At 68.2% G+C, this 15,200-nt stretch carries 14 protein-coding genes; 10 read left to right on the top strand and 4 right to left on the bottom strand.

Annotation, left to right across the window (positions count from 1 at the left end):
- Positions 1 to 142 precede the first annotated feature (142 nt).
- The gene (locus tag FNM00_RS11495) at positions 143 to 1,087 is read right to left on the bottom strand and encodes an NAD-dependent epimerase/dehydratase family protein (protein ID WP_143913684.1); all 945 of its coding nucleotides are present in this window, start codon (positions 1,085 to 1,087) and stop codon (positions 143 to 145) included.
- Between the two features lie 104 nt (positions 1,088 to 1,191).
- Between FNM00_RS11495 and FNM00_RS11490 the strand changes: the two genes are divergently transcribed.
- A complete protein-coding gene (locus FNM00_RS11490) occupies positions 1,192 to 1,878 on the top strand; it encodes a TetR/AcrR family transcriptional regulator (RefSeq protein WP_143913683.1) in 687 nt (228 codons plus the stop codon).
- 27 nt (positions 1,879 to 1,905) lie between these two features.
- Here FNM00_RS11490 and FNM00_RS11485 read toward each other — a convergent pair whose 3' ends face one another.
- Complete coding sequence (locus FNM00_RS11485) at positions 1,906 to 3,204, bottom strand: MmgE/PrpD family protein (RefSeq protein ID WP_185973103.1); 1,299 nt, start codon at positions 3,202 to 3,204, stop codon at positions 1,906 to 1,908.
- A 182-nt stretch (positions 3,205 to 3,386) separates the two neighbouring features.
- Between FNM00_RS11485 and FNM00_RS11480 the strand changes: the two genes are divergently transcribed.
- The 4 genes from FNM00_RS11480 (at position 3,387) to FNM00_RS11465 (ending at position 8,506) form a co-directional block, all read left to right on the top strand.
- Positions 3,387 to 4,595, top strand: a complete 1,209-nt coding sequence (locus FNM00_RS11480; RefSeq protein ID WP_281281113.1) for a CaiB/BaiF CoA transferase family protein — start codon at positions 3,387 to 3,389, stop codon at positions 4,593 to 4,595.
- Positions 4,592 to 5,419, top strand: a complete 828-nt coding sequence (locus tag FNM00_RS11475) for a cyclase family protein (RefSeq protein WP_143913680.1) — start codon at positions 4,592 to 4,594, stop codon at positions 5,417 to 5,419. The genes FNM00_RS11480 and FNM00_RS11475 overlap by 4 nt, the downstream gene beginning before the upstream one ends.
- Before the next feature lie 162 nt (positions 5,420 to 5,581).
- Complete coding sequence (locus FNM00_RS11470) at positions 5,582 to 6,997, top strand: MmgE/PrpD family protein (protein WP_143913679.1); 1,416 nt, start codon at positions 5,582 to 5,584, stop codon at positions 6,995 to 6,997.
- A gap of 42 nt (positions 6,998 to 7,039) precedes the next feature.
- Positions 7,040 to 8,506, top strand: coding sequence for a dihydroorotase (locus tag FNM00_RS11465; RefSeq protein WP_143913678.1), 1,467 nt, complete (start codon positions 7,040 to 7,042; stop codon positions 8,504 to 8,506).
- 55 nt (positions 8,507 to 8,561) lie between these two features.
- Here the strand turns inward: FNM00_RS11465 and FNM00_RS11460 are convergent, their stop codons facing one another.
- The gene (locus FNM00_RS11460) at positions 8,562 to 9,443 is read right to left on the bottom strand and encodes an HpcH/HpaI aldolase/citrate lyase family protein (protein WP_143913677.1); all 882 of its coding nucleotides are present in this window, start codon (positions 9,441 to 9,443) and stop codon (positions 8,562 to 8,564) included.
- 3 nt (positions 9,444 to 9,446) lie between these two features.
- A complete protein-coding gene (locus FNM00_RS11455; protein ID WP_143913676.1) occupies positions 9,447 to 10,229 on the bottom strand; it encodes an IclR family transcriptional regulator in 783 nt (260 codons plus the stop codon).
- A gap of 209 nt (positions 10,230 to 10,438) precedes the next feature.
- On the opposite strand from FNM00_RS11455, the gene FNM00_RS11450 reads away from it, so the two are divergent.
- The 5 genes from FNM00_RS11450 to FNM00_RS11430 are packed head-to-tail and all read left to right on the top strand — an operon-like array spanning position 10,439 to position 15,178.
- Entirely contained in the window at positions 10,439 to 11,650 is a 1,212-nt protein-coding gene (locus FNM00_RS11450; protein ID WP_143913675.1) for an ABC transporter substrate-binding protein, read from the top strand.
- A gap of 42 nt (positions 11,651 to 11,692) precedes the next feature.
- Complete coding sequence (locus FNM00_RS11445) at positions 11,693 to 12,691, top strand: branched-chain amino acid ABC transporter permease (protein WP_143913674.1); 999 nt, start codon at positions 11,693 to 11,695, stop codon at positions 12,689 to 12,691.
- Positions 12,688 to 13,746 (top strand): branched-chain amino acid ABC transporter permease, encoded by a 1,059-nt coding sequence (locus FNM00_RS11440; RefSeq protein WP_143913673.1) that lies wholly within the window; start codon positions 12,688 to 12,690, stop codon positions 13,744 to 13,746. Before FNM00_RS11445 ends, FNM00_RS11440 begins: the two co-directional genes overlap by 4 nt.
- Positions 13,743 to 14,477 carry an ABC transporter ATP-binding protein gene (locus FNM00_RS11435; protein WP_143913672.1) on the top strand — a complete coding sequence of 245 codons (735 nt, stop codon included), beginning with the start codon at positions 13,743 to 13,745 and terminating at the stop codon, positions 14,475 to 14,477. Before FNM00_RS11440 ends, FNM00_RS11435 begins: the two co-directional genes overlap by 4 nt.
- The gene (locus tag FNM00_RS11430) at positions 14,474 to 15,178 is read left to right on the top strand and encodes an ABC transporter ATP-binding protein (RefSeq protein ID WP_143913671.1); all 705 of its coding nucleotides are present in this window, start codon (positions 14,474 to 14,476) and stop codon (positions 15,176 to 15,178) included. Before FNM00_RS11435 ends, FNM00_RS11430 begins: the two co-directional genes overlap by 4 nt.
- The last annotated feature ends 22 nt before the right edge of the window (positions 15,179 to 15,200 follow it).

Below are 15,200 nucleotides of genomic sequence, written 5' to 3'. Positions count from 1 at the left end.
CACGCCGGCTCGGTGGGCGGCGGTAGCTGGTCAACCTCACCTCCCGAGTGGCGGTAGCTGGTCAACGTCATGGGTGTCCGGTGAGGTTGATGGAGTACCGCTCGCCCCGGGGCGTGCGGCCGATGAGGTTGACCAGGTACCGCTACCGCGACTGGGTGTCGGCCGCCGCGCGCCACCAGGCGATGGTCGCGGCGGCGGCGTCCTCCAGCGGGGTCGGTGTGACGCCCAGCCGTGTCTCGTCGGAGCGGCTGTCCATGACATAGGGCTGTTCCCACTGGTGCAGCATCTCGGCGAGTTCGGCACTGTCGCGATGGAGCCGACCGGCCCATCGCAACAGTCCTCCGGGAATCGGGCGGACTCTCGGCGCGTGCACGTCCGCGGCCCGCGCGTACTCTGCGATCAGGTCGCGCTGCGTGATCGGGGGAGCGGTGGGGGCCATGACCAGCCCGTCGATCGCGGTGTCGTCCGCCGCGCGTGCCATCGCCGTGGCGAGATCGGGCAGGTAGGTGAAGGAATGCGGCTGGTCGACGGCTCCGAGGGGCCGCACTGTCCGGCCGCGCAGGATCGGCACGATCATCCGCTCGCCGGCGTGGGCATTGGCACGAGCGAATGGCCCGAAGTAGTCCGAGGCGGCGACGCTGACCGTCCTGGCCCTCGCGTGCTCGCGGGCGCGCAACAACTCGACGCGCACCTCGCCCTTGGCCGAGCCCGGTACGAAGGGCGAGGCGGAGGTGAACGGCTGCTCTCCGGAGTCGAGTGCGTAGAGGCTCTCAGCGAAGATCACCGGGATGTCCGCGGATGACGCCGCGCGGAGTACGCCCGACTCCAGCCCCGGCAGCTCGGCCCTCCAGGTGTCCGCGCGATAGCGCGAGGCGTGCAGGCACCAGTGGACGGCCGCCGCGCCGTCGATCGCGGACCACAGCTCGGCCGCGGCGCCCGCGTCACCGGCCCGCCGTTCGATGCCGGGATGCTCGGGACCCGATCCCGAGCGGGTGAGGAGGCGGACGTGATCGCCGCGTTCGGCGAGATAGAGGGCGAGGGTCGAGCCGATGGGTCCGGCGCCGACGACGAGGTGGGTGGTCATCATGATCTCCAAACTGTGAGCAGTGCTCTCTGTTTGATCATCGCGGATGACCACGAGGAAATCAAGAGCACTGCTCACAAAAACGTCTGGTGCCCTACGATGAGGCCATGAGCACACCACGGCAGCGGGCCCGTGAGCAGACGATGCGCGATATCGTCCGCATCGGCCGCGAGCACCTCGCGGCGGCGGGTCCCACCGCACTCTCGTTACGGGCGATCGCCCGCGACCTCGGGGTCGTGTCGTCGGCGGTCTACCGCTATGTCGCGAGTCGCGACGAGCTGTTGACGCTGTTGATCGTCGACGCCTATGACGAGCTGGGCGATGCGGTCGAGGCGGGGATCGCGGCGTCCGGCGAGGACCCGCGCGAGAGGTTCATGGCCGCGGCACGCGCCGTGCGGTCCTGGGCCATCGCCGAGCCGTCCCGTTATGCGCTCGTCTTCGGCACGCCCGTCCCCGGCTACGAGGCACCCGGGGAGCGCACCACCGGGCCGGGCACGCGGGTGATCGTCGCGTTGTTGAGGCTCTTCGACGACGCGGCGCGCACGGGCCGGTTCGCGGCCGCCGCGCTCACGATCGACCCGGATCTCGGTGCCGATCTCTCACGCATCCGAGAGGAGTACGGCTCGCCGCTGGAGGACGCTCAGCTCGTGGCGGCGACGATCGCCTGGACGGGCATCTTCGGCGCCGTCAGCTTCGAGATCTTCGGCCAGTACGGCACCGACACATTCGCGGCGCCCTCAGCCTTGTTCGAGGCGCAGATGGAGGCACTCGCCGCAGGCACCGGCCTGTCCTGAACCTCGGTTCAGCGGGGTGAGCTGAGATCAGCCGATCGGCAGGCAACCCCACACTGGTCGCAGCTGCTCCAGGGTCGCGCATGCCGGCGTGGCGCCGGGCAGCTGATCGATGACACGGCGCACGAGCTGCGCGTCCGTCGGGCCGATGAGGCCGCCCAGCTTCTCGAGGACGGCATCGGTATCGAGCGGCAGGTGGGCCGTGTCCCCGACGGGATTGGACTGCGCGGCCGACACGACGGTCCCGTCGACGCCGATCAGCTCGACCTCCGCGATGCGTCGATGCGGCAACTCGGCGTCGAGGTCGCTGCGGGCCTCGACCGTGACGCGCCCGCTGAAGGTCTCGGCACTGGCGAAGGCCGGCGACGCCGGGTCCATGACATCGGGGGTGACGCGCCCGCTGACCACCGCGGTGCTGACGACGAAGGGCAGTGAGAACATCGCCGACAGTCGATTGTGCGGGTGCCGCTGGAAGAGCGGTGCGGCGAGCGAGTGGATGGCGACGTGTACCTCCGCGATGTCGGCGGGGTCCTCCCAGCGCTCGCGGAGGGCGAGGGCGAGGTCGACGGCGGCGTGGGTATAGGAACAGCAGGAATGCAGCTTGAGATAGCCCTCGTGAACCAGCCAGCGGCGTCCGAGATCCTCGGTCAAGAAGGCGGGATGGAGCTCGCCGACGATCTCCCCCAGAGAGTGGTGGACGGACCCCTGGTTCTCGACAAGTCCCGCCATGGCCAGCCGCGCCGCGTCGAGGCCCGCGCTGTTGGCCCGGGCGATCCACAGATTGCGCGTGAAGTCTCCCGTCAGCACGGTGGACCACGGGGTTACCTGCAGAAGTCCTCCGACCGCATCGATGGCCGCTGCCACCTGGGGTGCGTCGCCGCCGCGCAGCAGTGTCGCTGCCGCGGCGGCGCCGGTGGCGCCCCAGTGGCCGTGGGTGTGCCAGCGCGGATCGCGCCGGGTCGCGTAGCCGAAGCGCGCGGCGATCTCGTATCCGGCGATGATCGCGGTGACGAGCTCGTCTCCGGTCGTCTCCGGGCCACACGAGGCGAGTGCCGCGAAGACGACGTGCGCCGCAGGGTGTCCGGTGGCGTACTTGTTGCCTTCGTCGAGCTCGAGCATGCAGGCGGCGATCGCCGACACGAGCAGGTCGTCGCCGATATCGCGGTGAGTGGAGGTGGCGGTCTCTCGCAGCGCGGTGATCTCCCGGGTCCGCAGTCCGGCCACTGTGACGCCGACGAGATCGGTCAGCAGAAGCCGGGCGCGGTCGGTGAGGGCCGGCTCTGGGCCGGTGCGGCGCAGGGCGACGGCCATCTCCGCCAGGGCACTCACGGCGCTCTGCGTATGTTCCGCTGAGGGAAACGCTTGAGAGGCGTCCATAGCCCTGATGGTCGCACTATGATTCCCGGCGGTCAACATCTCCGTCGCGGTTATCTCTGTGTTTGTTAGGCAAATATAGGGCTATGGCGAACCGCCTCTTCCGTTGCGACGCAGGTCACGGTAAGGTCGCCCGAGTGAGTAGTGTTTCGTTCAGAGAAACGTCAGGTGCTCTTGAGGGGCTGCGAGTGATCGACGCCGCGACGATTCTCGCGGGTCCTCTCTGCGCGCAGATCCTGGGTGATCACGGTGCGGAGGTCGTCAAGGTCGAGCATCCCGAACGCGGGGACAGCATGCGCGGGCACGGAAAGAGCAAGGACGGCATCCCGCTGTGGTGGAAGGAGATCAGCCGCAACAAGCGCACGATCACCCTCGACCTCTCACGTCGAGGCGATGTCTTCCGCGAGCTCGCCACCACCGCGGACGTCCTGATCGAGAACTTCCGTCCGGGCACGCTGGAGAAGTGGGGCATCGGACCGGAGGAGCTCCATGAGATCAACCCGCGGCTCGTCATCGTGCGGATCACCGGCTTCGGCCAGACCGGACCGTACTCGCGACGCGCGGGGTTCGGCACCTTGGCCGAGGCGATGAGCGGCTTCGCGCACCTGACGGGCGCGGCCGACGGCCCGCCGACCCTTCCGGCCTTCGGACTGGCGGACAGCATCTGCGGGATCAGCGCGTCCTCGGCGGCGATGATGGCCCTGTGGCATCGCGAGCGCACCGGCCGCGGCCAGGTCATCGACATCAACATCCTCGAACCGATCATGACGGCCGTCGGCCCCGCTCCCACCGTCTACGAGCAGCTCGGGATCATCGAGCAGCGTCACGGCAACCGGTCGACCAATAACGCCCCGCGCAACACCTACCAGACCGCCGACGGCGACTGGGTGGCCATCTCGACCAGTGCGCAGAAGATCGCCGAGCGGGTACTCACGCTCGTCGGCCATCCCGAGGTCATCGACGAGCCCTGGTTCGCCAGCGGCGACGGTCGCGCCCGTCATGTCGACCTGCTCGACGACTATGTCGGATCGTGGATCGCGCAGCGCAGTCGCGATGAGGTGATCGAGGCCTTCACCGAGGCCGGCGCGGCCATCGCGGCGGTCTACGACGCGCGGGACCTGGTCGAGGACCCCCATGTCCGCGAGACCCAGATGTTGACCGAGGTCCCCGACGAGGACCTCGGCACGGTGCTGCAGCACAACCTGCTGTGGCGCATGAGCGAGACCCCCGGTGGCATCCGCTTCACCGGCCGCGAGATCGGCCACGATACCGATGCCGTCCTGGCCGAGCTCGGCTACAGCAACGATGAGATCAACGCGCTCCGCGAGGAAAGGGCCATTCGATGACCGACGCATTGCTCGCCGCCGTCCGTGAAGGAGTCGAGGTCCTCGATCTCGGACGCCAGCTCACGGTGGGCATGCCGCAATCACCCAACCATCCCCACTTCTGGCACTCGTTCCCGCGTCGCCATGGCGATATGCGGCGCAGCGACGGCGGAAGCGCCGCCAATGACATGTTGAGCATGGGCACGCATGTCGGCACCCACATCGACGCGCTGGCGCACGTGTCCCATGAGGGCAAGCTGCACGGCGGGCTCGCCGTCGAGGATGCCCTGGTCGACGGCAAGTACGTCGAGCACGGTGTCCACACGATCGCGCCGATGGTGCGCCGGGGGCTGATGCTGGACGTGGCCTCGTATCACGGGGTCGACATCCTCGACGGTGGCTACGAGATCACCGTCGAGGATCTCGAGGCGACGGCCGCGCGCCAGGGTGTGAGCCCTGAGCCGGGCGATGTGATCCTGGTCCGCAGCGGCTGGGGGCGCCGCTTCAGCGAGGGTGCGGCCTATGTCGGCAAGGAGACGGGAGTCCCCGGTGTCGGAGAGGCGGGTGGACGGTGGCTGGCCGACCGGGCTCCGCATGCCGTCGGCGCCGACACCATCGCCTTCGAGCGGCTCGCGCCCCAGGGCGGCCACGCGCTGCTCCCCGCTCACCGGGTCCTGTTGGTCGAGTCGGGGATCTACATCATCGAGGCCATGGACCTGGAGCCGCTGCGGGACGCCTCCGCGTATGTCTTCACCTTCGTGCTGGCGCCACTCAACATCTTCGGGGCGACGGGTTCGCCCGTGCGTCCGCTCGCGCTCACCTCGGCGCAGGCGGTGGCGACATGAGCGAGCGCAGCGAGCGAACGATTGGGTTTATCTCATGTCGCCGTCGGCCTATCGTGCTTTTCTTTCAGGCGGTGGCGACATGAGCGAGCGCAGCGAGCGAACGATTGGGTTTATCTCATGTCGCCGTCGGCCTATCGTGCTTTTCTTTCAGGCGGTGGCGACATGAGCGAGCGCACTCTGGCTGAGGAGCTGGCCGAGTTCGCCCACGGGACACGCTATGAGGATCTGCCGGCCGATGTCGTGGAGAGCGTCAAGATGCGCATCCTGGACACGCTCGGCATCGCCGTCGCCGCGGCCCCTTTGGACACCAGCCGGGCCTCGCGCGCCTGGGCGATCGAGCAGGGAGGTTCGCCCGTGGCGGCAGCGGTGGGCGTGCCCACCCGTCTGCCGGCGCCGCTGGCGGCCTTCGTCAACGGCGTGCTCGCGCACTCGCTCGACTATGACGACACCCACCTGCCTTCCGTGCTCCATCCGAGTGCGGCGGTGGTGCCCGCAGCGCTCGCCGCGGGCGAGCGCGTCGGCGCCACCGGCGCCGAGGTGATCCGGGCGATCGCCGTCGGGCTGGAGGTGTGCGTACGCCTCGGAATGGCGGGCTACGACGAAGAGGCGGGCAACTCCATCTTCTTCGAGCATGGTCAGCACGCGACCTCGATCTGCGGCGCCATGGGCGGTGCGGTCGCCGCGGCCCTCCTCGGCGGGGACGCGGGTGCCGTGCGCCATGTGCTCGGCGTCGCGGCGTCGATGTCCTCCGGGATCATCGAGGCGAACCGCACCGGGGGGACCGTCAAGCGCATCCACTGCGGGTGGGCGGCGCACGCCGCGGTCTCGGCGGCCGATCTCGTCCGGCACGGGCTCACGGGGCCCCCGACGGTGCTGGAGGGACGCTTCGGCTTCTTCCAGGCGTGGCTACATGGCTCGGTCGATGAGAAGGCCGTCGTCGCGGGCCTGGGCAGCGAGTGGGCGGTGCCCGGCATCTTCTTCAAGCCCTACCCCGCCAATCACTTCACGCACGCGGCCGTCGACGCTGCGATGGCCCTGCGGAACCGGGGCATCGTCGCCGACGATGTCGCCTCCTTCGAGCTCGGAGTCCCCGCGCCGAACCTGCGCACGATCGGCGAGCCGCTGGAGGTCAAGCAGAATCCCGAGACCGGCTATATGGCGCAGTTCAGCGGGCCGTATGCGGTCGCGGTCGGTCTGCTCGGCGGCGGAGGCCTGGGCGCCGGACTCGACGACTACACCGATGAGCTGGCCCGCGACGACGCGCGCCGGGCGATCATGGCCAAGGTGAAGGTCGTCGCCGATGCGCGTTGCACTGAGATCTTCCCGCGTCAGTTCCCGGCTGTCCTCACCGCCCGTCTGCGGGATGGTGGCAGCGTGGTCGAGGAGGTGCTGACCACCCGAGGCGGGCCGCAGCGTCCGCTCAGTTTCGAGGAGCTCACCCGCAAGTTCCGCGACAACGCGTCCCGTGGCCTGGACGAATCGGCGGTCGATGCGCTCGCCGCCGCGGCACAGACCCTCGATACCCATGCCGATCTCGGCGTCCTCCTCGAGCCGCTCACGCGCGTGGATGCGACATGAGCCGAATCGCCAACCGACAGATCTGCGAAAGGAACCCCCTCCATGACCGAGTTTGATGTGGTCGTCAAGAATGCCCTCGTCGTGCGTGCCGGACAGCCGGCTCCCGAACGTCTCGACATCGCGGTGAAGGACGGTGTGTTCGCCGCCTTCGAGGAGAACATCGCGCCCGAGCGCGCCGCGGAGACCGTCGACGGCTCCGGCAGGTACGTCTTCCCGGGTGTCGTCGACGCGCACCAGCACTGGGGCATCTACAACGAGCTCGGCGAGGACGCCGGGAGCGAGAGCCGCGCCTCGGCCCAGGGCGGCGTGACCACCAGCCTGAGCTATATCCGCACCGGCGCCTACTATCTGAACCGCACCGGCCCCTATCGCGAGGTCTTCCCCGAGGTGCTGGAGAGGACCGATGGACGGGCGTACATCGACTACGCCTTCCACCTGGCGCCGATCCTGGCCGAGCACATCGACGAGATCCCCGAGCTGATCGAGGAGCACGGTGTCGCCTCGTTCAAGATCTTCATGTTCTACGGCAGTCACGGGCTGCACGGACGCTCGTCGAGCCAGCGTGACTTCCTGATGATCCCGGAGGATCAGACCTACAACATCGCCCACTTCGAGTTCATCATGCGCGGACTGCAGAGGGCGCGCGAGCAGTTCCCGCAGGACAAGGACCGGCTGTCGCTGTCGCTGCACTGTGAGACACCCGAGATCATGTCGGCCTACACCAAGCTGGTCGAGCAGGAGGGCAAGCTGAGCGGGCTCGAGGCGTACAGCGCGTCGCGGCCGCCGCACTCGGAGGGTCTGGCGATCACGATCGCCTCGTACCTGGCGCACGAGACCGAGCTGCCGAATATCAATCTGCTCCATCTCACCTCGCGCAAGGCCATCGAGGCGGCGATGATGATGCAGCAGACCTTCCCGCACATCAACTTCCGCCGTGAGGTCACGATCGGCCACCTGCTGGCGACCTATGAGACAGCGAACCTCGGCGGCAAGGTCAATCCGCCGCTGCGGTCGGCCGATGATGTCGAGGCGCTCTGGGAGCACCTGCTGGCCGGCCATGTGTCCTGGGTCTGCTCAGACCACGCCTGCTGCCGTGAGGAGGCCAAGTTCGGCGAGCCGCGCGACGATGTCTTCGTGGCCAAGTCCGGTTTCGGCGGCGCGGAGTACCTGCTGCCCGGGCTGATCAGCGAGGGACGCAAGCGCGGTCTCAGCTACAACCGGATCGCCGAGCTCACCGCCCAGGTCCCGGCCGAGCGTTTCGGCCTGACCGGCAAGGGAGACCTGCAGGTCGGGCTGGACGCCGACTTCGTGCTGGTCGACGACGATGTCGAGTACACGGTGCGCGCGGACGACTCGCTGTCCACGCAGGAGTACACGCCCTTCGAGGGATTCGGTCTCACCGCCAAGGTGACCGACACCTTCCTGCGCGGGCAGGCGGTGCTGCGCGACGAGCACATCGTCGGCGAGCCGCAGGGGCAGTACGTGCGCCGGACCGCGGCCTCGTCCTGAACGAAGACGTCGGCGGGGACCGGTGATCCGATTCCCCGCCGACGTTCCCGTGGCGTCAGTGCGAGGTTGCGTGGGCCGATCGAGCCAGGATCTCGCGGGCTCCGCGCACCACTGCGGCGTCGATCAGCCGCCCCCGGTCGTCGGTGGTGACTCCGCCGCTGGCCCGCTCGAAGCGGTCCACGACGGCCCGGGCGCTCTCCACGGCCTCCGGCGACGGGGTCAGGACGTCGTGGATGACCGGCACCTGGGCGGGGTGGATGGCCGTCCTGGAGCGGAAGCCGATTCCCGAGAGCGCATGGGTGGTGGCCCGGAAGGTCGCCAGATCGCGATAGTCCGTCGAGGTGGGGGCTACGGGCGCGGTGAGTCCGGCGGCTGCGCAGGCCACGACGATGCTGGTCCGCAGCCCGTCGATCACTGGCGCCGTGTCGGGGCGTCGCTCGATGCGCAGGTCCGCCAGCAGGTCGACCTCCCCGACGGCGAACGTGGTCACGCGGGGCGATTGCGCGATCGTGGTCAGATCGCGCAGGGCCGCGGCACTCTCGATGAGACCGATCATGCGGATCCGCCCGGCGGCGAGTCCCAGCCGATGTTCCCGCTCGTTGAGCTGGTCGCCGATCTCCCGTACGGTCTCGGCGGTGCACTTGGCCACGAAGATCCCGCTGAGGCCCGGGTGCACGGCTGCTTCCAGGTCGGCCGACGCGTTCTCCGGATCGACCCGGACCCAGGTCTCGGCCGCCGACGGGTCGGACGGTTCGGACAGCCAGGTGCTGAGCGCGGCGCGAGCCTCGTCCTTGGCGGGAAGGGGCACGGCATCCTCGAGGTCGAGGATGATCGCATCGGCGGGACCGCGGCTGGCCTTGTCGAAGAGTGCGGGCTGGTCCGCCGGGACGTAGAGGAAGGACCGGGCGAGCGTGGAGGAGCGGAGGGGATCGGACACCGGTCAGCGACCCCGTCCGGCGAGTTTGGAGCTGATCGCACGGGCCGCCGCGAGCACGCGGGGCACGTCCTCGGGGTGCGACTCGACGCCGTAATGGGTCGCGGGCCCCGAGGCGCTGATGGAGCCGAGCACATGGCCGCTCATGTCGAAGAAGGGAGCGGCGATGGAGGCCGACCCGGTGCCGCGCTCGTTGACCGATGCGGCGAATCCCTGCTCGCGTACCTGGGCGAGGTTCTCCCGGAACTCCTGCTCGTCGACCTCGGGGCGCGCCTCGACCAGCTGGGCGATGACACGGTCGATGACGGCATCGGGGAGGAAGGCGAGGATCGCGCGGCTCGACGCCCCCGAATGCAGCGCGTGCTGGGACCCCAGCTGCACGACCATCTTGATCTCCCGAGGGCTCTCGTATTGGTCGAGGTAGAGCCTCTGCATGCCGATGAGCACCGACAGGGTCGTGGTCTCCTGGGTGTCGTCGCGCAGGCGCCGCAACATGGGCGCGGCAAGGGATCGCAGGTCGATCTGACTCCACGCGCGGGTGCTGAGCGTGGTCGCGGCGGGACCCAGCACATAGGTCGACTCGCCGGGGACCACCCAGGTGAGGGAGCGAGAAGTCAGCGATTGCAGGATGCGGTGGACCACGGCCTTGCTCAGATCGAGGTTCTGGGCGATCTCGGTGACGCCGAGGGGTCGATCGCGCTGGGCGAAGAGCAGAAGCACGTCGGCGACGCGGTCGGCCGATTCGGTACCACCTGAGGTACCTGATGAGGTCCTCGAACGTGCTGACATGCGAGCTCCTTCGTCGGTGTGTTCCGCTGAGAGAAACTGTATCGAACGTGTAAAAGGTTCGCAAGGGCTCTGGATAGCTCCACGAAGAACGTGTAATACTGTCTCGCGTGACGTCAGGTGTGATCGTCAACACGCCAGGGCCGTCAGCCAAGCGCAATCGTTGTTTCGCTAGGAGAAACCCGGTCTCCCCGGGCTGGAAAGGCACAACCATGCAGAAGAAGCTCAGCCTCGCATCAGCCGCGGTGGCCAGTTGCGTCGTCCTCGCCGCCTGCTCGGGCGGCGGTGGCGGTGGCGGAGACGAGGAGATCGTCATCGGCGCCGTCCACCCGCTGACGGGTGCCCTCGCCGGCGAAGGTGCCTTGATGAGCGCGGGAGCCAAGCTGGCCGTCGAGGACATCAACGAGGCCGGCGGCATCGAATGCCTCGACGGAGCGCAGCTCTCCCTCTCGACCGGTGACAGCCAGGGCACGGCCGCGACGGGTCAGACCGAGGCGCAGCGCCTCGTCGACAGCGGAGCCGTCGCCCTCATCGGCACCTACCAGAGCGATGTGACCCAGAATGTCGCCTCGGTCGCCGAGCGCGCCGGTGTGCCGCTGGTGATCGACGTCGCCGTCGACGACGCGATCCTCGAACAGGGCTACCAGAACTCCTTCCGCATCCAGCCCAATGCCTCGAGCATGGGCGAGGACGGCGCCACGGCCCTCGAGGGCATCTTCGAGGAGGCGGGCGAGGAACTGTCGACGGTCTCCTATATCCACATCGAGGGGGCCTTCGGCGAGAGCGTGTTCAGCGCCTTCGAGGAGAAGGCGGCCGCGGACGGCATCGACGTCAACGAGGTCACCTACGCCGCCGCCAACTTCTCCGACGCCACCCAGGTCGTCTCGCGTGCGCTGTCCAGCGATCCCGACATCGTCGTGGTCACCGGGTACTACCCCGACAGCCTCCTGATCGCCTCGGCGCTCCAGCAGCTGGGCTCGGAGGTCGATGTCTACGGCATCGCCAACGGCGCCTTCGACAACACCTCGTTCCCGGGCGATGCGGGTACGGCCGGCGACGGCATCCTCAGCGCGAACTATCACTACAACATGCAGAACGAGCGGGTCGAGGACATCCGGTCGCGCTTCGAGGAAGAGGCCGGCGAGCCCATGGAGACGGCCGCCGTGCTGTCCTACCAGGCCGTCGAGGTCATCGCCGAGGCCCTGCAGGAAAGCTGCGACACCGACCCGGGCGCCGTCCGCGACGCGATCGCCGATATCGAGGTCGACGATCCGCTGCTCGCCTTCGACGGACCGATCACCTTCGGTGAGAACGGGGAGAACGAGAACGCCACCGTCATCGTCACCCAGATCGCCGACGGCCAGATCCAGCAGGTCTTCCCCGAGGAGTTCAAGACGGCCGATCTGACCTTCCCGACGCGCTGATCCGCCGTCCTTCCCCCCACCACTTCGAAAGGGCCACCACCCATGCCGCAGCACGCGAACGCGGCCGAATCGACCTCGGCCGCGAGTCCCTGGCGACAGCAGGCTCGATCGCCGCTCCTGGCAGCGGGGATCGTGATCCTCGCGCTGGCAGCGATCTATCTCTTCGGCAACCGAGACTCCGGCCTCGTGACCCAGTCGATCGTCAGCGGACTGCTGCTGGGAGGTGTGTACGCGCTCGTCTCGATCGGCCTCACGCTGATCTTCGGCGTGCTGGGCGTGGTGAACTTCGCCCACGGCGCGATGCTGACGCTGGCCCTGTACTTCGTGTACGCGCTGACGACGAGCGCCGGCATCCCGGTGTACCTCTCCACGCTCATCGCGGTGCCGCTCATGTTCGGCTTCGGCTTCCTCGTCCAACGGCTGCTGCTGAACAAGCTCACCACGGAGGGCAGCCATGAGGGACCGTTGCTGATCACGCTCGGGCTGCAGCTGCTGATCGTCAACACGCTGCTGATGGTCTTCGGCGGACGCCCGGTGTCGGTCCCCGGATCGGTCGACGGGTCGCTGCGGGTGTTCGGCGCCGTGGCGACCTATGAGCGGCTGATCGCGTTCTTCGGGGCGCTCCTCGTCGCGGCGCTGCTGACGCTGCTGCTGCGGCGGACCTCCTTCGGCATGTCGATCCGCTCCGTCGCGTCGAATGCGCAGGGTGCGGCGCTCGTCGGCGTCAATGTCGGCCGGGTGTACGCGATGACCTTCGGCATCGGTGCTGCCTGTGTCGCCGTCGCCGGCGGTCTGACCGCTCCGTTCACGAGCCTGACCCCGACGGTCGGTGAGAGCTTCACCGTGCTCGCCTTCGTCATCGTCGTGCTCGGCGGCCTCGGCTCGGTGGTGGGAGCGATCACCGGCGGTCTGATCATCGGGCTGGTGCAGACCATCGGCGCGCTGTACCTGCCGGGGACCGGGGCACTGCTCCTCGTCTTCGTGGTCTTCGTGCTGGTGCTGTTGTTCCGTCCCCAAGGATTGTTCGGAGTTCGCCCATGAAGCAGACAGAGACCGAGCTGCCGCGCGTGGCAGCCGACGATCCCCGGCTGCGGGACACGGACCTGCGCAACTCGCTCATCACGCTGGGCGTCCTGGCGGTCGTGCTCGCCGTGCTCCCGCTGGTCGTCAACGAGCGGATCGAGTCCATCCTCGTGCTCACCTTGATCTTCGCGATCATGGGCGTCGGCTGGAACCTGATGAGCGGATTCGGCGGGCTGTTCAGCTTCGGCCACGCCGCCTTCTTCGGTGTCGGTGCCTACACCAATGCCTATCTGGTGATCGAGTACGAGCTCTCCCCATGGATCGCGATGATCATCGGGGCGGTGTTCGCGGCGGCGATCGGCACCTTCATCGCCTTCCTCTGCCTGCGGTACAAGCTGGCGGGAGCCTACTTCGCGCTGGCCACCTTCGCCTTCGCGCAGATGTTCCTGCTCCTGGCGCAGAACCTGGAGTTCCTCAACAAGACCGACGGGTTGAGCCTGCCCATCCTGGGCGAGGAGTCCTTCTGGCACATGCAGTTCCGCCAGGGCAACGACTGGTACGTCTGGATTCCGAGCGGCCTGCTGGTGATCGCGCTGGGCATCACCATCCTCTATGCCCGCTCGCGACCCGGGCGGTACGTCCAGGCCGCGCGCGATGACGAGGTGGCGGCCGCCTCGCTGGGCATCAATGTCATGCGCACGCGTCTGGTGGCCGTGATGCTCAGCTGTGCCGTGACCGCCATCGCCGGCGCCTACTACGCGCAGTACTACTTCTTCGTGGGCCCCGAGCAGGCCTTCGGCACCCACGTCTCGGTGCAGGCGATCGTCCCCGCGGTGCTCGGCGGCATCGGCACCATCTGGGGTCCGCTCGTCGGTGCGCTGATCGTGGGCCCGCTCGCGGAGTACATCAAGGAGCTGCTGCGCGACCCGCCGTCCTATCTGGAGTTCCTCCAGGGAGTCTCGGGACTGGATGTCGCGGTCTACGCCGTCCTGCTCATCGTCATCGTGCTCTTCATGCGCAAGGGCATCTACGGGACTCTCAAGGACAAGATCACCGAGAGGAAGAACCAGTGAGCGAGCGAGGCACGAGCCTGTTGTCGATCGAGGGCCTGACCAAGCGATTCGCCGGCCTGACCGCGGTGGACGACATCGGCATCGAGGTCGCCGAACACGAGTTCCTGGGGATCGTGGGGCCGAACGGCGCCGGCAAGACGACACTCTTCTCGTTGATCGCGGGGGAGCAGCGGCCGACGGAGGGCCGGATCGTCTTCGACGGCACCGACATCACCGGGTGGCCGGCGGACCGGGTGGCGAAGGCCGGGCTGGTCAGGACCTTCCAGCTGATGCGTCCCTTCGAGAGCATGAACGTGCTCGAGAATGTCATGATCGCGACCCACCAGCACACGCCCGCCCCGCATGCCGCCCGGCACAAGGCCCTCGACGTGATCGAGCGCGTGCAGCTCGGACGCTATGCCACCGCCATGCCGGCGAGCCTGCCGACCGCAGCCTTGAAGCGACTCGAGCTGGCCCGAGCGCTCGCCCTCGACCCGCAGGTGATCCTGCTCGACGAGGTGCTGGCCGGGCTGGTGCCGGCCGAGCGTGCCCCGATGATCGAGCTGCTGCGGACACTGCACGGCGAGGGACTGACCGTGATGTTCATCGAGCACATCATGGCGGCGGTCCTGGCCCTCTCCGAACGACTGCTGGTGATGCACGAGGGCGCCCAACTGGCGCTCGGGGATCCGCGCGAGGTCACCGAGGATCCAGTCGTGGTCGAGGCCTACCTGGGAGAGGACTACGCGTGATTCTGACAGTCAACGATCTGCACGCCGGCTATCGGAAGCTGGAGATCCTCCACGGCCTGAATCTGCACGTCGGCGAGGGGGAGATCGTCTCGCTGATCGGCGCCAACGGTGCGGGCAAGACCACCACCCTGCGGGCTCTCGCCGGCATCCTGTCGCCGTCCAAGGGATCGATCCAGTTCGAGGGCCGCGACATGGGGTCGCTGCGCGCGGACCAGATCGTCAAGGCAGGTCTGGTCCATGTGCCGCAGGACCGGGCGCTCTTCGGCAACCTCAACGTCGCCGAGAACCTCGAGATGGGCGCGTACACGCAACCGCACGCGTCGATCAAGGGCTCCTTGGACGAGGTCTTCGACCTGTTCCCGATCCTGGCCGAGCGTCGAGCCCAGCGCGCGGACACGATGTCCGGCGGTCAGCAGCAGATGCTGGCGATCGGCCGCGCCATGATGGCCCGGCCGCGTTGCCTGACGCTGGACGAGCCCTCGGTGGGTCTCGCCCCGAATCTGGCCCATCAGGTGCTTGCCGCGATCAGCGCGATCCGGGAGACCGGGGTGTCGGTGCTCGTGGTGGAGCAGAACGCCAAGCAGGCCCTCGGCATCTCCGATCGTGCGTATGTGATCGAGAACGGGTCGATCGTCCTGGAGGGCACCGGAGGGGATCTGCTGGAGGACTCTCGGGTCCGCGACGCCTATCTCGGCCTGTAGGGCCGGGACACGTGAGAGGAGC

Origin of the sequence: Aeromicrobium piscarium (genome assembly GCF_007421815.1) — a bacterium.
Classification (GTDB): Bacteria; Actinomycetota; Actinomycetes; order Propionibacteriales; family Nocardioidaceae; genus Aeromicrobium; species Aeromicrobium piscarium.
Note: the sequence above shows the minus strand (reverse complement) of the source record. Positions and strands in the feature narration are given on the sequence as shown.